The sequence below is a fragment of the Burkholderia sp. 8Y genome, assembly GCF_902506145.1.
GTDB lineage: Bacteria > Pseudomonadota > Gammaproteobacteria > Burkholderiales > Burkholderiaceae > Caballeronia.
In genome coordinates this window covers 1,002,554-1,020,899 of sequence record NZ_LR733520.1, presented here as the reverse complement: position 1 = coordinate 1,020,899, position 18,346 = coordinate 1,002,554, and the positions used below count along the sequence as shown (strand labels likewise).

General features: G+C 62.9%; 21 protein-coding genes, 1 tRNA gene and 1 pseudogene. 16 read left to right on the top strand and 7 right to left on the bottom strand.

The genetic code is table 11. From position 1 onward, the window contains the following. Positions 1 to 30: 30 nt before the first annotated feature. Positions 31 to 771, bottom strand: a complete 741-nt coding sequence (locus GV035_RS15250; RefSeq protein ID WP_236572621.1) for a DUF2968 domain-containing protein — start codon at positions 769 to 771, stop codon at positions 31 to 33. Between the two features lie 271 nt (positions 772 to 1,042). Next, positions 1,043 to 1,624 (bottom strand): hypothetical protein, encoded by a 582-nt coding sequence (locus tag GV035_RS15245; RefSeq protein ID WP_159835878.1) that lies wholly within the window; start codon positions 1,622 to 1,624, stop codon positions 1,043 to 1,045. Between the two features lie 223 nt (positions 1,625 to 1,847). Between GV035_RS15245 and GV035_RS15240 the strand changes: the two genes are divergently transcribed. The 3 genes from GV035_RS15240 to GV035_RS15230 all read left to right on the top strand — a co-directional run bounded on the left by GV035_RS15240 (position 1,848) and on the right by GV035_RS15230 (position 3,163). Then, the gene (locus GV035_RS15240; protein ID WP_159835877.1) at positions 1,848 to 2,129 is read left to right on the top strand and encodes a hypothetical protein; all 282 of its coding nucleotides are present in this window, start codon (positions 1,848 to 1,850) and stop codon (positions 2,127 to 2,129) included. Between the two features lie 216 nt (positions 2,130 to 2,345). After that, the gene (locus tag GV035_RS15235) at positions 2,346 to 2,720 is read left to right on the top strand and encodes a hypothetical protein (protein ID WP_159835876.1); all 375 of its coding nucleotides are present in this window, start codon (positions 2,346 to 2,348) and stop codon (positions 2,718 to 2,720) included. A gap of 128 nt (positions 2,721 to 2,848) precedes the next feature. Further along, positions 2,849 to 3,163: a hypothetical protein gene (locus GV035_RS15230; protein ID WP_159835875.1), complete on the top strand. Its 315-nt coding sequence runs from the start codon at positions 2,849 to 2,851 to the stop codon at positions 3,161 to 3,163. A gap of 164 nt (positions 3,164 to 3,327) precedes the next feature. On the opposite strand, the gene GV035_RS15225 is transcribed toward GV035_RS15230, so the two are convergent. Continuing rightward, the gene (locus GV035_RS15225; RefSeq protein WP_159835874.1) at positions 3,328 to 3,720 is read right to left on the bottom strand and encodes a DUF3597 domain-containing protein; all 393 of its coding nucleotides are present in this window, start codon (positions 3,718 to 3,720) and stop codon (positions 3,328 to 3,330) included. 339 nt (positions 3,721 to 4,059) lie between these two features. Between GV035_RS15225 and GV035_RS15220 the strand changes: the two genes are divergently transcribed. From GV035_RS15220 to GV035_RS15210, 3 genes are read left to right on the top strand one after another with little or no spacing between them, the layout of a single operon-like run. Beyond that, on the top strand, positions 4,060 to 4,821 hold the full coding sequence (locus tag GV035_RS15220; RefSeq protein ID WP_159835873.1) for a hypothetical protein: 762 nt from the start codon (positions 4,060 to 4,062) through the stop codon (positions 4,819 to 4,821). Continuing rightward, the gene (locus tag GV035_RS15215; protein ID WP_159835872.1) at positions 4,790 to 5,005 is read left to right on the top strand and encodes a hypothetical protein; all 216 of its coding nucleotides are present in this window, start codon (positions 4,790 to 4,792) and stop codon (positions 5,003 to 5,005) included. The genes GV035_RS15220 and GV035_RS15215 overlap by 32 nt, the downstream gene beginning before the upstream one ends. Beyond that, positions 5,006 to 5,491 (top strand): hypothetical protein, encoded by a 486-nt coding sequence (locus GV035_RS15210; protein ID WP_159835871.1) that lies wholly within the window; start codon positions 5,006 to 5,008, stop codon positions 5,489 to 5,491. Between the two features lie 253 nt (positions 5,492 to 5,744). Here GV035_RS15210 and GV035_RS15205 read toward each other — a convergent pair. From GV035_RS15205 to acs, 4 genes are all read right to left on the bottom strand, one after another. After that, a tRNA-Ser gene (locus tag GV035_RS15205) sits at positions 5,745 to 5,834 on the bottom strand. Positions 5,835 to 5,877: 43 nt separating this feature from the next. Next, positions 5,878 to 7,899, bottom strand: a complete 2,022-nt coding sequence (locus GV035_RS15200) for a sodium:solute symporter family protein (RefSeq protein WP_159835870.1) — start codon at positions 7,897 to 7,899, stop codon at positions 5,878 to 5,880. After that, positions 7,896 to 8,255 carry a DUF4212 domain-containing protein gene (locus tag GV035_RS15195; protein ID WP_159835869.1) on the bottom strand — a complete coding sequence of 120 codons (360 nt, stop codon included), beginning with the start codon at positions 8,253 to 8,255 and terminating at the stop codon, positions 7,896 to 7,898. The genes GV035_RS15200 and GV035_RS15195 overlap by 4 nt, the downstream gene beginning before the upstream one ends. Positions 8,256 to 8,349: 94 nt before the next feature. Continuing rightward, on the bottom strand, positions 8,350 to 10,332 hold the full coding sequence (gene acs, locus GV035_RS15190) for an acetate--CoA ligase (RefSeq protein ID WP_159835868.1): 1,983 nt from the start codon (positions 10,330 to 10,332) through the stop codon (positions 8,350 to 8,352). A 380-nt stretch (positions 10,333 to 10,712) separates the two neighbouring features. Between acs and GV035_RS15185 the strand changes: the two genes are divergently transcribed. The 10 genes and pseudogenes from GV035_RS15185 (at position 10,713) to gltA (ending at position 18,226) form a co-directional block, all read left to right on the top strand. Next, positions 10,713 to 11,651 carry a DMT family transporter gene (locus GV035_RS15185; RefSeq protein ID WP_159835867.1) on the top strand — a complete coding sequence of 313 codons (939 nt, stop codon included), beginning with the start codon at positions 10,713 to 10,715 and terminating at the stop codon, positions 11,649 to 11,651. A gap of 197 nt (positions 11,652 to 11,848) precedes the next feature. Beyond that, positions 11,849 to 12,019, top strand: a complete 171-nt coding sequence (locus GV035_RS15180) for a hypothetical protein (RefSeq protein ID WP_159835866.1) — start codon at positions 11,849 to 11,851, stop codon at positions 12,017 to 12,019. A 48-nt stretch (positions 12,020 to 12,067) separates the two neighbouring features. Further along, complete coding sequence (locus GV035_RS15175) at positions 12,068 to 13,591, top strand: fumarate hydratase (RefSeq protein WP_159835865.1); 1,524 nt, start codon at positions 12,068 to 12,070, stop codon at positions 13,589 to 13,591. 229 nt (positions 13,592 to 13,820) lie between these two features. After that, the gene (gene bfr / locus GV035_RS15170) at positions 13,821 to 14,294 is read left to right on the top strand and encodes a bacterioferritin (RefSeq protein WP_159835864.1); all 474 of its coding nucleotides are present in this window, start codon (positions 13,821 to 13,823) and stop codon (positions 14,292 to 14,294) included. A gap of 14 nt (positions 14,295 to 14,308) precedes the next feature. Beyond that, complete coding sequence (gene murI, locus GV035_RS15165; RefSeq protein ID WP_159835863.1) at positions 14,309 to 15,163, top strand: glutamate racemase; 855 nt, start codon at positions 14,309 to 14,311, stop codon at positions 15,161 to 15,163. A gap of 204 nt (positions 15,164 to 15,367) precedes the next feature. Continuing rightward, positions 15,368 to 15,592, top strand: a complete 225-nt coding sequence (locus GV035_RS15160; protein WP_159835862.1) for a (2Fe-2S)-binding protein — start codon at positions 15,368 to 15,370, stop codon at positions 15,590 to 15,592. Between the two features lie 225 nt (positions 15,593 to 15,817). After that, complete coding sequence (locus GV035_RS15155; RefSeq protein WP_236572620.1) at positions 15,818 to 16,300, top strand: hypothetical protein; 483 nt, start codon at positions 15,818 to 15,820, stop codon at positions 16,298 to 16,300. Then, positions 16,284 to 16,463: pseudogene (gene sdhB / locus GV035_RS15150) on the top strand (succinate dehydrogenase iron-sulfur subunit); the annotation flags it as partial. The gene GV035_RS15155 and the pseudogene sdhB, both read left to right, overlap by 17 nt. A gap of 14 nt (positions 16,464 to 16,477) precedes the next feature. Continuing rightward, complete coding sequence (locus tag GV035_RS15145; protein WP_159837942.1) at positions 16,478 to 16,759, top strand: FAD assembly factor SdhE; 282 nt, start codon at positions 16,478 to 16,480, stop codon at positions 16,757 to 16,759. A 165-nt stretch (positions 16,760 to 16,924) separates the two neighbouring features. Beyond that, the gene (gene gltA, locus GV035_RS15140) at positions 16,925 to 18,226 is read left to right on the top strand and encodes a citrate synthase (RefSeq protein WP_159835861.1); all 1,302 of its coding nucleotides are present in this window, start codon (positions 16,925 to 16,927) and stop codon (positions 18,224 to 18,226) included. Positions 18,227 to 18,346: the final 120 nt, after the last annotated feature.

The following is an 18,346-nucleotide window of genomic DNA, read 5'->3' as shown; positions in this document are numbered from 1 at the left end:
CGACGGCGCGAGAGCGCCCGAGATTCTGCCTCAACGCCCCGATGGCAGATGTGGCACGGTTTCGTTGCTGGTCGCGGTGAGCTGGTGCATTTGTCGTTGCAGCTTGTTCAGTTGCGCCTGCGCCGCGACGCGGCGGGCTTCCAGTTGCGCGAGATCCTTGCGCACCTCTTGCTGCCTGAGCGCGACTTCCTGATCCTGCATGCTGCCGCGCTGCAGATCGACGCGTGATCGCTCCACCTGCGCTTCCGACTCGGCAATCAGCCGTGCGAACTGCTCGTTTTGCGCCTGCAAGTGCGCGCGCCGCAATTCCGCTTCCGCAAGCCGCCCGGCTTGCTCGACAAAATGACGGAACGCGGGCTCCGCAGCGTCGATATCGCCCGCTTTCAGCACGCGCCATACGGCGTCCTCGTGATAGAGCACGGCATAGTAAGTGAGATCGCGCGGATAGAAAAGCAGGCTCGCACTATACGCGAAACTTTGGAAAGTCCGGAAAACGGCGAGCGAGGACTGCTGAATGAGCCACTCGACTTCCGCGATCTGTGCCGCCTGCAAGGCGTGCGTGGCCGATGGCGTCGACGCGCCTATCGGACGCAGCGGCGTGACACGCGTCGCGGGCGAAGCCGTCGCGACGGCTGCGGGATTCTCGGACGACTCCTGTTCGTCAGACTGATTTTGGGCAGCGAAGCGAACCGGAGCATTCGCCTTCTGGCGGAGAAGAAACGACGGCGCGTTATCGAGCAATGTGCCTCGTCTGCTCAGCAGGCTTTTCACGATGACTCCAAGGTTGACTGACCGCTACGTTTCGATGTCCCCGAAAGCGCGAGTGTCCGTTAATCGCGTTCAGTTTTCTCAATGCCGGCACCGATTATTGTGGATGGCGAACGAGCGGTTAATGACAATCTAACGAATTTCGGCTGACGAAATCCAGTATAGCCGAGCGATTTTCAGATGCAATCGCAGCCGTGCAAAGAACAAAGTCCGAAGCACATCTATTAGCCAAATCGTGCGTGACGTCGTCTTTCGTTTTATGCACGACAAAAAATTACGTATGCCGGTAGATAGCCTGAATACCACTGATGCGGAGATTGGCGACTTGCGCGGAACGTGCTTTCGACATCAACGCCACCATCCGCATGATTCGGATACCTTGAATCCCGCATGCGATGCCGGGCGTATCGGCGAGCCGCGCCTCCAGATTCTTCATCCGCCCGTACAAGTTGACGATGGGCTCAACTGGCGAAGTTTGGGTGATAGCATAATTCGCGTCGCCGTTCGTCATCGCGGGCGCGCACAGCCGGTCGGGGCCTGCCTCGCCGTCGATGGACGAATCGGCGAGAATCTCGCGCGCTTCGAAATGCAAACGCCCTTCATTGCGATCGCAAAAATAGTCGAAAACCGCTTCGAGATGCGCGGTCGAAGTTCGTTCGACGCGCCGCGCCGTAGCCGCACATCGATGCAGCTTCCAGTTTTCCCGCTGACTCACGGCCGCGATCAGATCGGCGATGCGCGAACGCAATTCGGTTTCGCGTTTTTCAATAAGCGCGGCGAGTACCTTGGCTTCGTCGCTATTGCGATCGGGCAAGCTTTCGCTCCATGCCAATAAATCGTTCAGTGTGATCGACATGAAACACTCCGTTGCATTGGGCCCATTGAATCGAATCCGGGCGGCTCAAGTTCATTTGGAGCGCGAATTGTAATGAATCGGCATCCGGCATCCAATCGGCGGCACCAATATTTATCGTAGACCGTTTTCAGACACAAGCGCCATGTCCGCTTTGAGCGCGCGGCACAGCCGATGCTAGATCGATAGCAGCGGCGCAACTCGCGCCCGATACCAGGAGACAGCCATGAAAGCGACCGCAGCGATCGCAGGCGCCATTCTCGCGCTTGCCAGCACCGCCTCCTTCGCGCAGGACATGACGCGCGACCAGTTGAACCAGCGCCCGCAGACGCAGCAGCAAGGACAAAGCGCCTCGCCGGGCGGCGCGAACGATGCGTCGCAAGGCGGCACGCCTTCAGGAACTTCCGGCAGCGGGACGCTCATGCAAAAGCGCGAACAAGGCATGTCGCCCGATACGTCGCAACCGCCGGCGCACGGTTCGAAGTCGACTGGAACGATGAAGCAGTAACGCGCTTCGCGCCTGGCAAGGCTGCGACGCGACGCCGGATGACAGGCCGGCGTCGCTGCTCGCGCCTGTCTCAAACCGGTTCTTTGACGCATCGACGGGAAACGTAAAGGATCGTTGCCGACTGCACGAATAGGAATAGTCCGGCTGTATTTTGGCCGGCGAACCGATTAAATGCCGCGTTCTCCCGCATTTTCCTATTCACACGAGGCTCATAACATGAAAGACCTGCACATTTCCGTCGACGCGAACGGTCGCGCCACGATGTCGCATTCGCTGCACATCAAGGAGCATTGCGTGAACCGCGCGCGCCTGCTGACGTCGCTCGTCAATATCGTGGCGGCGCCCGGCGGCTTCGAACACTTCTGCTCGTATCCCGAATCCATGCGTCGGGACATTTTGAGCCTGTTGCACTCGGTCGCCGAAGAACAGATGCCGCTGATCGCGGCGCTGGAAGAGCACACCGCGCGGGCGTCGTACGATCGCGGCATGCAGGCCGCACGCGAGTTCCTCGTGCAGGAACAGGCAGCCAATTCCGCGCTGCACTTCGACGCCGAACATCACCAGCCGGAACAGATGGTTATCGCGCACTGAGCGACGGTTTGCCGCGTCGAACGCGCATTTCCCATCGGGGATACTCACGCCGCAATGGCGACGCGCGGAAAACGCACGCGGCGTCGCCATTGCGGTCCCGCGTTTTAAATCCATAACGACAAAAAGAAATGATGGTCGTACGAAACGCCTGTTTTGCATTTGTGCTTCTGCTCACGCTCTCGACCCTGACCACGCCTGCCGTTGCGAAGTACACCGAAGAGTGGCTGGGAAGCGCCAACGTCGCGCGCGCGCAGGCGGCGCCGCGCGCGAGCGAGAAGGCAAGCGCGACGGCGGACGCGGCGGTCACGCGAGCGGGTTCGCAGCCGAGCCGTGGGAAATCGTCGTTGACCGCTTCGCCGTTCGATGCCGACCCGATCGCCGCGTTCGCCGACGATCCGATTGCCGAGTTCGCGCGTCCTCGACCCAAGCGGAACCGTCTATGAAGCGTTTCGAAGCGCGCCGCAGCGAGAAACCAAGCCTCGCGCACTGAGGATTCTCGCGTGCGGTCGCACATGTGCACGATGCATTGCGCCCTCGATACGTGCAAAAGAAAATGCCCGCGACCAGCGATGAACTGCTGGTCGCGGGCTCTTTCTTTCTTGCGCGCTTAGTCGACGAGGTCGGCGGGCAACTTGCCGCCGTTTGCGGCGAGCGCCTGCATCAGTTGCTTGTGCAGCCAGATGTTCATCGACGCCGAGTCGTTCATATCGCCGCTGTACTTGAGTTCAGTGGCGAGCTGCTTGCGGTGCTCGAGACTGCTGTCCACGGCGAGCAGCTTCATCATGTCGACGATGGAGACGCGCCAGTTCAGCTGCTGGCTGCTTTCGCTCGCGAGCTGATCCATCACGGCGGCCACGTCAATGTCGGACAGCGGCGCGGGCGCGGCAGCCGCCACGTCGACGGCAGCGGCCGGCGCCGGGTCAGGCTGGGCGACGGGAGCCGGGTCGGCGGGTTTAGCTTTGTGGAAGATCTTGCCCACGATGTCACCGAAGATGCTCATGTTTGTGTCCTTTTGCGAGTTGGGCTACTGGAGGTGCTGGCCGCTTGTCGGTGAGGGACCGAAGGCGGCGATGAATGTCGGACTTTAACGTGAGGTGGCTCCTAAGTTGACCGATTGAGACAAAACGGGGCGGATTTGGATGAATGTTTGCATGTGCGTTAGGTAACGCAGACCGCTGATCGGTTCGCCATCGCGATGTACACGCTCATGCAATGGTCACGAGCGCACTAACCCGCTCTTCTTTCGTAACAAATCGATGCGCCTCCGCTAACAATGTCTCGCCGCGCTCTAAGATCAGCAGTCCTATTCAATAAGAGGAGGTGGCATGGCATTTCCCGAATGGGAGACTCCTATAATGCGCTGTATGTTCCGTTGGCGGGAGGATGGCATAGCGCGCTGATGCCCGCGCGGGAAGTTCAACAAGTTGACCGCACTTGGCAATTGACGTTTGAGGAGCGACAAAGGAAGAGGAAGGAACAAAAGGAACTGATCGAGCAGGATCGCCAAGACTTCGACCGGCTGTTTCGAATGCGTATCGACTCGCGGGGTGCGCGCGCGTGCAGTGAGTTTCGCCATTATGTTGAGTTCATCAGCCGTCATTTGCGTGCATCGAACTGGGATTTGCTCAACGGCGAAGGCGTCACACGAGTGCAGCGCGCCGCCGTTCGAGACGGCTCTATCACCCCTGTGATTGCGCGGAGCTGGCACGGTGGACAGCGCGTTTCCAAGCTTTACGCGCCGCAACAGTGGCCGGCCACGGACGGCGGAGCGCGAGCATCGCGGGATGTTCTCACTTGGCGAGAGTTCGCGGCGCTCAAAATGGCCAACGGCGAGACAAGTCTCCGCACTCACCTGCTTGACAAGCCCGAATCAAGCGACGTGGGGAATCTCACTTCTCGCGTCAGCGATGGCGGTAGTTTCGAGTGGTTGAGCGTCATTGACGCGGTTGGCGGCGCGCTCGCCGGGGCTGCGCTAGGCAGCACGGACGCCGAAAGCAGTTCTGTGCTTGAGAGCTTCGGAGATTCAGGAAACGACGGATCGCTATTTAGTGACGCGCAGCCATTCGATTATGTTCCTGACGATCTTGGCGGGAGCCGTTGATCTCTTGGCTGGCGGCGAAGGGACGCCGGGCAATAATCAAGCACAGAACAAACAGTCCAAAGCAGTAGTGAAGGCGTTGGGACTCAATAAAGATCAAGCTCAGGAACTTCACATGGAAATCAGCAGGCAAGGGCTCGGGTATCACGAAATCATGGAGCGCGCGCTCGACATGTTTGGAGATTGAATGACTGATACGAAAGCAGAGATTATTCGGCGCCTCTCAGTTCTTATTGGACTTGATGTGAGCGGAGTCAGCCATGCGGCAGATATGCTTACCTTGCATTTCGGCCCCCAAAAGCACTTCAGATCGCGCCGAGGCACCGTGTTAGAAGGCGGTGCATGGGCTTTACATGTCCAGTGTCCTTGGCAGCTCAAGCAAGAAGAATCAATCGTAGCGACTCAATTCATGCTTAGTCAACCTGACGATGATGCCCATCAAGCTGCGGACTGGCTTAACGCGCAGTTGGTGACAAATGGGCCGACGATTGTGAGCAGCATATCCGCAAGTGGTTCCGGAGCCGTACAACTTGCAATGTCGAACCACTTCTGCTTAGACATCATCTCGGGATGCGTGCCAGATGAAGAAGACTGGCGCTTCTTTGAGCCGGGCACTGATACCAAGCATTTCGTCATCGAAGGAGGGAAGATTGACCCGTGGTGCCTGTCTTAGTGTCACGGCATCAATGATTGTGCTGCCCTGCGGCGGCTACCGAGCAGGCACGATTTGTCATGCTCCTGCAGTCCAGCCCGTGGTTGCGTGGGAAAGGGGCTTTGGCTTGACCCGCGCAGTACGTTGCCAACGCAGCGCGCGTAATCGAAACAGGCGAGACTGGCCCGCCTCGCCCGCTACGGCTGATCTTTGAAATAAAAACGACAAAGCCCCGTAAGTCCTTGAACTCACGAGGCTTCATATTGGGCTTTCCTGGCGGAGAGAGGGGGATTCGAACCCCCGATAGGTTTTACCCTATACACGCTTTCCAGGCGTGCGACTTAAACCGCTCATCCATCTCTCCGGAAGACTGCGATTATACCAAGTTCCCGCCGCCCGCCTAGTCCCTACGGGTGACGAATGTAATCGACGAGCGCGCGCGTGTACTCGTCCGGCTTGCGATCGAAGAGGCTCACCGCGATCGCCACCGCGAACCCCGCCGGCACGCCGAACACGCCCGAGCTGATCGGTTCGATGCCGAACCAGCGCCGCCCGTCGAATCCGGTCAGATGCGTGAAAAACGGATACGTCGACACGATGTAGTACACGCACACGAGCAAGCCCGCGATCATCCCCGCGACGACGCCCCGCTGCGTCGTGCGCTTCCAGAACACGCCGAGCACGAGCGCCGGGAACAGGCTCGACGCCGCCAGCGAGAACGCCGCGCCCACCAGAAAAAGGATGTTGCCCGCATTGAGCGACGCGACGTAGGACGCGAGCAGCGCAACGCCGAGCAGCACTATTTTGGAAATGGTGACGCGGCGCTGGCTCGTCGCGCGGCGATCCACCATGCAGTAGTACACGTCGTGCGACAGCGCGTTGGCGATCGTGAGCAAGAGGCCGTCGGCCGTCGAAAGCGCCGCGGCCAGCGCGCCCGCCGCGATCAAGCCGGAAATCACGTACGGCAAGCCCGCGATCTCTGGCGCCGCAAGCACCACCATGTCCGGCTGCATCTGGATGCCGGCCCAGCGCACCACGCCATCGCCGTTGATATCGCCGATCCGGATCAGATACGGCTCGATGCGCCGCCACTGCGTCACCCATTGCGGCAAATCCGCGAAACGATGTCCGACCAACCCCGTCAAGATCTCGTGCTTGATCAGCACCGCAAGCACCGGCACCGTCAGATAGAAGAGCGCGACGAAAAAGAGCGTCCAGCCGACCGAGCGCCGCGCCGAAGCCACCGAGGTCGTCGTGTTATAGCGCGTGAGAATGTGCGGCAGGCTCGCCGTGCCGATCGACAAGCAAAGAATCAGCGAGAGAAAGTTCAGCCGATGCGCGCGCGCGTTGCTATCGCCGGGCTTGGGCGCGAACGCGTCGGTCATCGGCACGGGCGCGGCGACGCGCTCGCTCAAGGCATCGCGTTCGCGCGACCACTGGGCCTGCGCATCGGCGGGATCGCGCGGAAACGACGCGAGCTCGCGTTCGCGTTCGCTGATCTCGCGCAGCGGGCCGTTGTGCCGCCGCAGATCGGCGATCTCGGCGACAAGACGCGCGTGCTCATCGAAGAACGACTGCGGCAGCGCATCGATACGCTGCTGCGCGCGCGCCGCCTGCCGCGCAAGATCGGCGCGGGCGCGGGCTTCTTCGGGCGAGACGGCGAGCGCGCGTTCGAGCGTCTCCACACGCTGCGTCACGCGGCCATAGTCGAACTGCGGGAACCAGCCGAGCCCTTCGCGATGCGCGATCATCGACACCGGAATCAGCATCGCGCTGATCAGGATGATGTACTGCGCAACCTGCGTCCACGTCACCGCGCGCATGCCGCCGAGGAAGGAGCACACGAGAATGCCCGCCAGCCCGCAGAAGATGCCGATCGAAAACTCGATGCCGATGAAGCGCGACGCGATCAGCCCGATGCCCTGGATCTGCGCGACGAGATAGACGAACGAACAGAGAATTGCCGCGATGGCCGCGAGTCCGCGCACGAGGTTGCTGGAGAAGCGCGTGCCGAGAAAGTCGGGAATGGTGTAGCGCGCGAGCTTGCGCACGTACGGCGCAAGCAGGAACGCGACGAGACAATAGCCGCCGGTCCAGCCCATCATGTAGGCCAGGCCGTCGTAGCCGCTCGCGTAAATGGAGCCCGCGAGTCCGATGAAGGACGCCGCCGACAGCCAGTCCGCCGCCGTCGCCATGCCGTTGAACGCGGACGGCACGCGCCGCCCGGCGACGTAGTATTCGACGAGATCCGACGTGCGCGACAGCAGACCGATGACCGCATACACCGCGATCGGCACGAACAGGAAGACATAGCCGACCCACATGCCCGCGCCGGCCGTGCGCTCGATGCGCTCCATCACGAAGATGAACAGCAGGAACCCGAGCGTATAGAGCGCGTAGCTGACGATCAGCCGGTTGGTGAGCTTCATCGCGGCGCGTCGTCGGGCGGGCCATCGGCCGCGCTCGCCTCGCCGACGGCGCGCAGCAGGCGCGCATCGGCAAGCTGCATCAACACGATATAGACGGCGATCAGCGTCACGTAGACGAGGATCGCGCCCTGCGCGCCGAAGAAGAACGGCAGCGGAAAGCCAACGATGCGCGCGTGCTGCAGCCGTTGCGCGAAAAGCGGCACGCAGAACGAGACCACGAATCCGACGGCAAGCAGCACCGCGATCAGCGCGACATTGAAGCGCCAGTACGCGCGATGCGCGCGCGCGGCTGCCGCCGACACGCGCGGCGGCGAGGCAAGCGTGGAAGTGAGCGGATCGGCGGGCGGCGTGACCATGCGGTTATGTACCAAAACCGCGTGGCATCGGCAATCGGGATCGACCGCCGGGGATCGACCGCCGCCTATCTGGCGGCGGTCGCGTGCGGCAGGCTCAGCGCGCCTCGCCCAGTTGATCGAGAATCGCGGGATTCTCGAGCGTGGACACGTCCTGCGTGATCTCCTCGCCCTTCGCGAGCGAGCGCAAGAGACGGCGCATGATCTTGCCCGAGCGCGTCTTCGGCAGGTTCTCGCCGAAGCGGATGTCCTTCGGCTTCGCAATCGGCCCGATCTCCTTGCCGACCCACGCGCGCAGATCGTTGGCCACCTGCTTCGCTTCGTCGCCCTCCGGACGCGCGCGCTTCAGCACGACGAACGCGACCACGGCTTCGCCCGTCGTGTCGTCGGGGCGTCCGACCACGGCCGCTTCCGCGACCATCGGATTGGCGACCAGCGCCGACTCGATCTCCATCGTGCCCAGACGATGGCCGGACACGTTGAGCACGTCGTCGATGCGGCCCATGATCGTGAAGTAGCCGGTCTCCTTGTCGCGGACCGCGCCGTCGCCGGCGAGATACAGCTTGCCGCCGAGTTCTTCCGGGAAGTAGCTCGTCTTGTAGCGGTTCGGATCGCCCCAGACGTTGCGCAGCATCGACGGCCACGGCCGCTTCACGACCAGAATGCCGCCCTGCCCGTTCGGCACGTCCTGGCCGGTTTCATCGACGATCGCCGCCATGATGCCCGGCAGCGGCAGCGTGCACGAGCCCGGCACGAGCGGCGTGGCGCCCGGCAGCGGCGTGATCATGTGGCCGCCCGTTTCCGTCTGCCACCACGTATCGACGATCGGGCACTGCCCGCCGCCGACATTCTCGTGATACCACATCCACGCTTCCGGATTGATCGGCTCGCCAACCGTGCCGAGAATGCGCAGCGTCGACAGGTCGTAGCTCTTCGGATGCACCTTCGCGTCCGCCTCCGACACCTTGATGAGCGAGCGGATGGCCGTCGGCGCGGTGTAGAAGATCGTGACCTTGTGGCGCTGGATCATGTCCCAGAAGCGGCCCGCGTTCGGATACGTCGGCACGCCTTCGAACATGACCTGCGTCGCGCCGATCGCGAGCGGCCCATAGGCGATATAGCTGTGCCCCGTGACCCAGCCGATGTCGGCGGTGCACCAGAAGACGTCGCCCGCCTTCATGTCGAAGGTCCACTTCATCGTCTGCGCCGCCCACAGCAGGAAGCCCCCCGTGCTGTGCTGCACGCCCTTGGGCTTGCCGGTGGAACCCGACGTGTACAGGATGAAAAGCGGGTGCTCCGCGCTCACCCATTCGGGCTCGCATTGCGTCGCTTCGTTCTCGACGATCTCGTGCAGCCACACGTCGCGCCCTTCGTTCCACGCGATGTTGCCGCCCGTGCGGCGATACACGATGACATCCTTCACCGCGTCGCAGCCGCCCGCCGCGAGGGCTTCGTCTGCGATGCTCTTCAACGGCAGCGCCTTGCCACCGCGCATCTGCTCGTCGGCTGTGATGAGCGCGACCGCGCCGACATCGACGAGCCGCTCGTTGAGCGACTTCGACGAGAAGCCGCCGAACACGACCGAATGCGTCGCGCCGATGCGCGCGCAAGCCTGCATGGCCACGACGCCTTCGACGGACATCGGCAGATAGATCACGACGCGATCGCCCTTCTTCACGCCGCGCTTCTTGAGCGCGTTGGCGAGGCGGCACACGCGCTCGAGCAGGTCCTGATACGTGACGTTCGTCACGGTGCCGTCGTCGGCTTCGAAGATGATCGCGTTCTCGTTGCCGCGCCCCGCTTCCACGTGCCGGTCGAGGCAGTTGTACGACGCGTTCAGCTCGCCGTCCGCGAACCACGTATAGAACGGCGCGTTGGTTTCATCGAGCACGCTGGAAAACGGCTTGTGCCACGAGAGCGTCTCGCGTGCGAGCCGCGCCCAGAAGCCTTCGTAGTCACGTTCGGCTTCGGCGGCGAGCGCCTTGTACGCGTCCATGCCCGAAATCGCCGCGCCGGACGAAGCCCTGGCTGACGGCGCAAACACACGCTTTTCATGAAGAACCGATTCGATCGCAGACATCGACAACCCCTCCGATGGTGATTCCAAAAGCCGGCGGCGCGCTTGACGCTCGAGGCGGGCACGCCGCATGTTATTGAGGTTCGAAAGCGCAACGCGCGAAGCGTTTTTCGCCGAACCCTGTCTCCTTTCACCGGACCCGCTACGCGGCGGAACTCCGGTCCTTCATACTTGCCAGCGCGCTTCGTTGGAAGACCGCGCTCGCCGACCCATTGCAGCCCGCATGAATATCAAGATATGCCGCTCAACTTACCCGCTTCTTACGCGGCCGCGTGCTGCGGCACGGGGTATACACGGAGTCGGCACGGCTTCTACAATGCGTCCCCACAATCCTAACTGAACTCGCCGCGCGCTTGTCGTGCGTCCGCCGACGAAATCACAGCTTGAATCGCTACGCCCTCTATCTCATCGCGTCGATGCTGCTCGTCGGAAGCAACGTCGGCATTGGCAAGTCGATCGTCGCGTCGGTGCCGGTACCGCTCTTCGCGCTGCTGCGCTTCGTCATCGCGCTCGCGGTGCTCTGGCCGCTCTTGCGTCCGTCGAAGATGAAGCGCGTGGCGCGCGCCGAGTGGATCAACCTCTTCCTGCAGGCGCTCTTCGGCACCTTCGGCTTCACGCTCCTGATGCTCAACGGCGTCGCGCGCACGAGCGCGGTCGCGGCCGGCGTCATCACGAGCACCATGCCCGCCGTCGTCGCGCTCTTCGCGTGGGTCTTCCTCAAAGAAAAGCCGGGCGGACGGGCGTTCGTTTCGATCGCGCTGGCGGTGGCCGGCGTCGTCGTCATCAACGTCGCGCAAAGCGGCGGCGGCGCGGATCGTGGCGGCGCGTCGCTCTCGGGCAATCTGATGGTGGTCGGCGCGGTGTGCTGCGAATCGCTCTACGTGATCCTGTCGCGGCGGCTCACGCAGACGCTGCCCGCCATCGACATCTGCGCGTACACGCACGGCCTGGGCTTTCTTCTGATGCTGCCGCTCGGGCTGCCGTCCGCACTGGCGTTCGACTGGCGCGGCGTCGGCTGGGTGACGTGGGCACTCGTCGGCTGGTATGCGCTTTCGGCGAGCGTGTTCTCGTTCTGGCTCTGGATGAAGGGCATCCGCCACGTGGCCGGCAGCCTGGCGGGCGTCTTCTCCGCCGTCCTGCCGATCGCGGCGGCGCTCTACGGCATCGCGTTCCTCGGAGAACGGCCGACGATCGCGCATGGCGTGGCGCTCGCGTGCGTGATGGCCGGCATCGTTCTGGCGAGCCTGAAGCGCCGGACGCCCGCGAGCCGCGACAAGCGCGAGAAGCACGACGCACGCGAGAGTCGCGAAAGCGGCGTGTAGCCGCGCGCATTGGCCGTCGCTGCGTTCGGGCAGCGGCACCCCGCGACGCGCTACAATACCGGGCTTTCCCGCACGAGCACGGTGTCCGCGCCTATCAAGCGCCCGTCAAGCGCCGGGAACAGCCAGCAGCCCGTAACAGCCCGTTGCACGCTCACAAGACCCGATTCATAGCCGACCGTTCGACCGACACGCTGCCCATGTCCGCTCCCAAGCACTTCCCCGATTCGCCCGCGCAATCCGGCACGATGAAGGCGCTGTCGAGATTCATCTTCATGAGCCGCTGGTTGCCGGTGCCGCCGTATTTCGGTCTGAGCGTCGCGCAGAACGTCTTGCCCCGAAACGCCATACCCAGAAGCGCACTCCACTAGAGCGTCAAAGAGAACGCAGGCAGTCTTTCGTCCCCCAGAGCCCAAGCCATGACCGTCATCAAGCAAGAAGACCTGATTCAGAGCATCGCCGATTCTCTGCAGTACATCAGCTACTACCATCCGCTCGACTATATTCAGGCGCTCGGCCGCGCGTACGAGCTGGAAGAAAGCCCCGCCGCGAAGGATGCGATCGCGCAGATCCTGACCAACAGCCGCATGTGCGCCGAAGGCAAGCGGCCGATCTGTCAGGACACGGGCATCGTCACGGTGTTCGTGAAGGTGGGCATGGACGTGCGATGGGACGGTGCGACGATGAGCGTCACCGACATGATCAACGAGGGCGTGCGCCGCGGGTATCTGAACCCGGACAACGTGCTGCGCGCGTCGATCGTGAGCCCGCCCGAAGGCGCGCGCAAGAACACGAAGGACAACACGCCGGCCGTGATCCATTACGAGATCGTGCCGGGCGACAAGGTCGACGTGCAGGTCGCGGCGAAGGGCGGCGGCTCCGAGAACAAATCCAAGTTCGCGATGCTGAATCCGTCGGATTCGATCGTCGACTGGATTCTCAAGACCGTGCCGACGATGGGCGCGGGCTGGTGTCCGCCCGGCATGCTCGGAATCGGCATCGGCGGCACGGCTGAAAAGGCGATGGTGATGGCGAAGGAATCGCTGATGGACCCCATCGACATTCAGGACATCATCGCGCGCGGGCCGCAGGACTGGATCGAGGAACTGCGCGTGGAACTGCACGAGAAAGTGAACGCGCTCGGCATCGGCGCGCAGGGTCTCGGCGGCTTGTCCACCGTGCTCGACGTCAAGATCATGGCCGCACCGACGCACGCGGCGAGCAAGCCCATCGCGATCATCCCGAACTGCGCCGCGACGCGCCACGCGCACTTCACGCTCGACGGCTCCGGGGCAGCCAAGCTCGACGCGCCGCCGCTCGACGCATGGCCGAAGGTCACGTGGCAGCCGAACACGGAGACGAGCAAGCGCGTCGACCTGAACACGCTGACGCCGGAAGAAGTCGCGTCGTGGAAGCCGGGCCAGACGCTGCTGCTGTCGGGCAAGATGCTGACGGGGCGCGACGCGGCGCACAAGCGCATCGCCGACATGCTCGCCAAGGGCGAAAAGCTGCCGGTCGATTTCACGAACCGCGTGATCTTCTACGTCGGCCCGGTCGATCCGGTGCGCGACGAAGCCGTCGGCCCCGCAGGCCCGACCACGGCCACGCGCATGGACAAGTTCACCGAGACGATGCTCGCGCAGACCGGCCTCATCTCGATGATCGGCAAAGCGGAGCGCGGCCCGGTCGCCATCGAGGCGATCAAGAAGCACAAGGCCGCGTACCTGATGGCCGTGGGCGGCGCGGCGTATCTCGTGTCGAAGGCGATCCGCGGGGCGAAGGTGCTCGCGTTCGAAGACCTCGGCATGGAAGCGATCTACGAGTTCGACGTGAAGGACATGCCGGTGACGGTCGCCGTCGATTCGAACGGCACGTCGGTTCACAAGACCGGCCCCGCTGAATGGCAGGCGAAGATCGGCAAGATTCCGGTCGCCACGGCGTAGGCATCGGACGCGGACCGCATGGCGCGTGATCGGCGCGTGCTCGGCCCGTGATCGGCGCCGTGCGGTCGGAAAGCCGGGCCGCGCCCGGCTTTTTCTTTGCAACGCCGCGCTCGGAGAAAGCGTTTCACGCTCGCTTTCGGGCGGAACAAAAATTTCCTCTCAACCTTGGCAGGCCGATGCCCAAGGTTTATCTTTCCCCCATGCTCACACGCCCGGAACAAGGACACTCATGCAAGGCGACGCGAAAGTCATCGAATATCTGAACACGCAGTTGAAGAACGAGCTGACTGCGATCAATCAATACTTCCTGCACGCCCGGATGTACAAGCATTGGGGCCTCGAGCAACTGAACAAGCACGAATACGACGAGTCCATCGGCGAGATGAAGCATGCCGACTGGCTCATCCAGCGCGTGTTCATGCTCGACGGCCTGCCAAACCTGCAAGACCTGCACAAGCTGCTGATCGGCGAAGAAACCAAGGAAATCATGGAGTGCGATCTGAAGCTGGAGCAGATTTCGCAGTCCACGTGCAAGGAAGCCATCGCGTATTGCGAGTCGGTGCGCGACTACGTTTCGCGCGATATCTTCGACAAGATCCTGAACGACACGGAAGAGCACATCGACTGGCTGGAAACGCAGCTGGACCTGATCGAGAAGGTCGGCATCCAGAACTATCAGCAAAGCATGATGGGCGAGCAATAAGCCGCCAGTAACCGATGTCCGCTGTCGTCGCATCCCCTATTGCCTCGCCCGTGCGCGCGCCGGCTCGCGCCAGCGCCCCGGTCGGCATCTTCGATTCCGGTCTGGGCGGTCTGTCCGTGCTGCGCGCGGTGCGCGCCGTGCTGCCGCACGAGCGGCTGATCTACGTGGCCGACTCGCTGCACGCGCCCTACGGCGAGCGCGACGACGCGTTCATCACCGGGCGCACGACCGCCATCGGCGAATGGCTCGTCGGGCAAGGCGCGAAGGCGCTCGTCGTCGCGTGCAACACGGCGACGGCGCAATCCATCGCGCACGTGCGCGAGCGGCTCTCGATCCCGCTCGTCGGCGTCGAGCCGGGCGTGAAGCCGGCGGCGGCGGTGTCGAAAACCGGCGTGGTCGGCGTGCTCGCCACGCAGGTGACGCTGCGCAGCGCGCGCTTCCAGTCCCTGTTGGACCGCTATGCCGGCAATTGCCGCTTCATCTGCCAGCCGGGGCACGGACTGGTGCAGGCGGTCGAACGGTGCGACACGTCGTCGCCCGAACTCATGGCGCTGCTCGAAAGCTATGTGAAGCCCATGCTCGACGCGGGCGCCGACACGCTCGTGCTCGGCTGCACGCACTACCCGTTTCTCGACCGCGCGATCCGCGAAATCGCCGGCGAGCGCCTCCATATCGTCGATACGAGCGTTGCCGTGGCGCGGCAGCTTGAACGTCTGCTCGACGCCAGCGGGCTGCGCAACGCTGATCCGTCATTGGAAACGGCTCCGCGCTTCTATTCGACCGCCGACGGCGAATCCCAGCGGCAGCTCGCGGCCTCGCTGCTGCAAATCGACGCGAAGGTGCGGCACGTCGACATCGCGTCGGCGTAACTCGCTCGTCCAAAAACCACAGCGCGCCAGGGGTTCTTCCATTGCCTGCGGTCCCGAAACGCCGCATTGCCCCGCCCAGCAAGGCTCGGAAGAACGAACCGGCTAACTGCCGCATCCAGTTACAAAAAACACCGACCTCCACTTGCCAAGCGCGCTTCCGCGAATGATAATAATTCGCATTAACGGAAGCTATCGCGAGAAATCATGATCGTCTGTGTCTGCAAGTCAGTGTCCGACCGGAAGATTCGCGCCGCCATCGCGGACGGCGTCGATACTTTCGACGAACTGCAGTTCGAACTCGGCGTCGCCATGTGCTGCGGGAAATGCCAAGAAACGGTGCGCGATGTCATGGCGCAAAGCGGCGTCTGCGCCTCGCATTGCGGCGTGCAGGCGGCGCCGGTCACGTTCTACGAGCGGCAAGCGGCCTGACGCATCCGCGCCATTGGGCCGCGCCGCGCCGGTAGCCAACTGGAGTACCGTCTGTCAGCCATCGAACGTTGTCGCAAGGGGAATGAGATGGCGCGGCTCCCCTGTTCATTGCGCTCTTGATTTCTTCGTAAATGACTTCGCCCGCCGCCTTCCCGGCTCAGCCCATGCTCGGGATGTCAGCGAAACGGGCCGTCAGGCAAGCAGATTCTCAAATAACGTCCAAGAATGCAGTCCCCGACCACGTCTCCCGCCGCTTTTCCGCCCACGCCGTCATCGAGCGTGAATCCCCGCGTGGCGGCCGCGTGCGCGGTTGTAATCGCGATTCATGCGGGGCTGCTCGGCGTCGCGCTGACGATGCGCCACGAACCGCCGCCGCGTCCCGTCGAAGCCAGGGCGATCACCGCCCAGTTGATCAGCGAGACGCCGCAGCCCGCGCCGCAGCCGGTCGCGGTTCAATCGCCGCCGACGCCGCAGCCCGTGTCGAAGCCTAAGCCGCAGCCGCAGCCGCAGCCGAAGGTCAAACCCAAAATCGAGCCGAAGCCCGCGCCGATGCCGGTGACGCAAGCGCCGTCGCCAATCGCCGCGCCCGCGCCCGAGCCCACGCAGAACGCTGCTTCGGCGCCCGCTCAGACCGCTGCATCAGCACCCGCGCAGACCGCCGCACAACCCGCCGCGCCCTCGAACGAATGCCCGCGTTATCGCCGATAGCCGCGATCAGGCGACCGGCGAGCGTCTCGACAACCTGGAAGACCCGTATCGCCTGTTCCGCTGCCACACGATCATGAACTGCGTCGATGTGTGCCCGAAGGGTCTCAACCCGACCAAGGCCATCGGCAAGATCAGGGAAATGCTGGTGCGGCGGGCGGTTTGACAAGGGACGATGACATGGTCGACAAGCAAGACGACTCGCATCAGTCCGACCCTCTTCGCCGTGCGCGTCTTCGCTGGCGCGCGCGGCGCGGCTTGCTGGAAAACGATCTGATCTTCGAGCGTTTTTTCAGCCGATATGAGCATGACCTCAGCGACGCCGACGTGGCCGCTTTGACCCGCCTGCTGGAGCTGAGCGACAACGAACTGATGGACCTGCTGCTCGCGCGCACCGAACCGGAAGGCGATCTCGCCACGCCGGACGTGCTGCGCCTGCTGCAGTGGCTGCGCTCGGCGTGATTTCGGCAAAGATCCGGGGAGTTTTGCACAATACGCGTACGAACCGGGCCGGAACCCACGCGACGAACTAGCCAAAGCACCCGCGGCGCTACTTAAGCGTGCCGCGCAGCTTCCGTCGTGCAAATTATCGAAAACCTGTATCCATACTTCGATTGAGGATCTGCTATGACCCCGTCAGATGTTAAAGCCACGCTATCGTTCAGCGACAACTCGCCGAGCGTCGAAATGCCGATCTACAAGGGCACGATGGGCCCGGACGTGATCGACATCCGCAAGCTGTACGGTCAGACCGGCAAGTTCACGTATGACCCGGGCTTCATGTCGACGGCGGCGTGTAATTCCGCTATCACGTATATCGACGGTGACAAGGGCGAGCTGCTGTATCGCGGCTACCCGATCGAACAGCTGGCCGTGAACGCCGACTTCCTCGAAACCTGCTACTTGCTGCTGAAGGGCGAACTGCCGAACGCCGCGCAAAACAAGGAATTCGTGGACACCGTCACGCGTCACACGATGGTGCACGAGCAGATGCACTTCTTCTTCCGCGGATTCCGTCGCGACGCGCATCCGATGGCCGTGCTGACGGCGGCGGTCGGCGCGTTGTCGGCGTTCTATCACGATTCGCTCAACATCAACGACCCGCGTCACCGCGAAGTCTCCGCGATCCGCATGATCGCGAAGCTGCCGACGCTCGTCGCGATGGCGTACAAGTTCAGCATCGGCCAGCCGTTCGTGTATCCGCGCAACGAGCTTTCGTACAGCGCGAACTTCATGCACATGATGTTCTCGAACCCGTGCGAAGAGTACAAGGTCAACGACGTGCTGGTGCGCGCGCTCGACCGCATCCTGATCCTGCACGCGGACCACGAGCAGAACGCGTCGACGTCCACGGTGCGGCTCGCGGGCTCGTCGGGCGCGAATCCGTTTGCGTGTATCGCGGCGGGTATCGCGTGTTTGTGGGGCCCGGCGCACGGCGGCGCGAACGAAGCCGCGCTGAACATGCTGGAAGAGATCGGCTCGGTCGACAACATTCCCGAGTTCATCAAGCAGGTGAAGGACAAGAATTCGGGCGTGAAGCTGATGGGCTTCGGCCACCGCGTGTATAAGAACTACGATCCGCGCGCCAAGCTCATGCGCGAGACGTGCCACGAAGTGCTGAACGAACTCGGCCTGCACGACGACCCGCTCTTCAAGCTCGCGATGGAACTGGAAAAGATCGCGTTGGAAGACGAATACTTCGTGTCGCGCAAGCTGTATCCGAACGTCGATTTCTACTCGGGCATCGTGCAGCGCGCGCTGGGCATTCCGACGTCCATGTTCACCTGCATCTTCGCGATGGCGCGTACCGTCGGCTGGATCGCGCAGTGGAACGAGATGATTGCCGATCCCGAGCAGAAGATTGGCCGTCCGCGTCAGTTGTTTATCGGCCAGACGCCGCGTGAGGCAAAGCCGCTCGATCAGCGGTAAGTCGATTCACGGTTGCAGGTCGCTTCGAAGGCCCCGGCGGGTGACTGCCGGGGCTTTTTGCATTTGGGGAGAGCGCATGTGAGGCATCAAATCAGGCATCGTTTGATGCTAAAATTAATG

What these genes read in the sequence shown, in the direction of transcription:
- GV035_RS15245 (WP_159835878.1), bottom strand. Translation starts at nt 1,624, where the DNA reads ATGTCGATCACACTGAACGATTTATTGGCATGGAGCGAAAGCTTGCCC.
- GV035_RS15240 (WP_159835877.1), top strand. Translation starts at nt 1,848, where the DNA reads ATGAAAGCGACCGCAGCGATCGCAGGCGCCATTCTCGCGCTTGCCAGC.
- GV035_RS15235 (WP_159835876.1), top strand. Translation starts at nt 2,346, where the DNA reads ATGAAAGACCTGCACATTTCCGTCGACGCGAACGGTCGCGCCACGATG.
- GV035_RS15230 (WP_159835875.1), top strand. Translation starts at nt 2,849, where the DNA reads ATGATGGTCGTACGAAACGCCTGTTTTGCATTTGTGCTTCTGCTCACG.
- GV035_RS15225 (WP_159835874.1), bottom strand. Translation starts at nt 3,720, where the DNA reads ATGAGCATCTTCGGTGACATCGTGGGCAAGATCTTCCACAAAGCTAAA.
- GV035_RS15220 (WP_159835873.1), top strand. Translation starts at nt 4,060, where the DNA reads ATGGGAGACTCCTATAATGCGCTGTATGTTCCGTTGGCGGGAGGATGG.
- GV035_RS15215 (WP_159835872.1), top strand. Translation starts at nt 4,790, where the DNA reads ATGTTCCTGACGATCTTGGCGGGAGCCGTTGATCTCTTGGCTGGCGGC.
- GV035_RS15210 (WP_159835871.1), top strand. Translation starts at nt 5,006, where the DNA reads ATGACTGATACGAAAGCAGAGATTATTCGGCGCCTCTCAGTTCTTATT.
- GV035_RS15200 (WP_159835870.1), bottom strand. Translation starts at nt 7,899, where the DNA reads ATGAAGCTCACCAACCGGCTGATCGTCAGCTACGCGCTCTATACGCTC.
- GV035_RS15195 (WP_159835869.1), bottom strand. Translation starts at nt 8,255, where the DNA reads ATGGTCACGCCGCCCGCCGATCCGCTCACTTCCACGCTTGCCTCGCCG.
- acs (WP_159835868.1), bottom strand. Translation starts at nt 10,332, where the DNA reads ATGTCTGCGATCGAATCGGTTCTTCATGAAAAGCGTGTGTTTGCGCCG.
- GV035_RS15180 (WP_159835866.1), top strand. Translation starts at nt 11,849, where the DNA reads ATGTCCGCTCCCAAGCACTTCCCCGATTCGCCCGCGCAATCCGGCACG.
- GV035_RS15175 (WP_159835865.1), top strand. Translation starts at nt 12,068, where the DNA reads ATGACCGTCATCAAGCAAGAAGACCTGATTCAGAGCATCGCCGATTCT.
- bfr (WP_159835864.1), top strand. Translation starts at nt 13,821, where the DNA reads ATGCAAGGCGACGCGAAAGTCATCGAATATCTGAACACGCAGTTGAAG.
- murI (WP_159835863.1), top strand. Translation starts at nt 14,309, where the DNA reads ATGTCCGCTGTCGTCGCATCCCCTATTGCCTCGCCCGTGCGCGCGCCG.
- GV035_RS15160 (WP_159835862.1), top strand. Translation starts at nt 15,368, where the DNA reads ATGATCGTCTGTGTCTGCAAGTCAGTGTCCGACCGGAAGATTCGCGCC.
- GV035_RS15155 (WP_236572620.1), top strand. Translation starts at nt 15,818, where the DNA reads ATGCAGTCCCCGACCACGTCTCCCGCCGCTTTTCCGCCCACGCCGTCA.
- GV035_RS15145 (WP_159837942.1), top strand. Translation starts at nt 16,478, where the DNA reads ATGGTCGACAAGCAAGACGACTCGCATCAGTCCGACCCTCTTCGCCGT.
- gltA (WP_159835861.1), top strand. Translation starts at nt 16,925, where the DNA reads ATGACCCCGTCAGATGTTAAAGCCACGCTATCGTTCAGCGACAACTCG.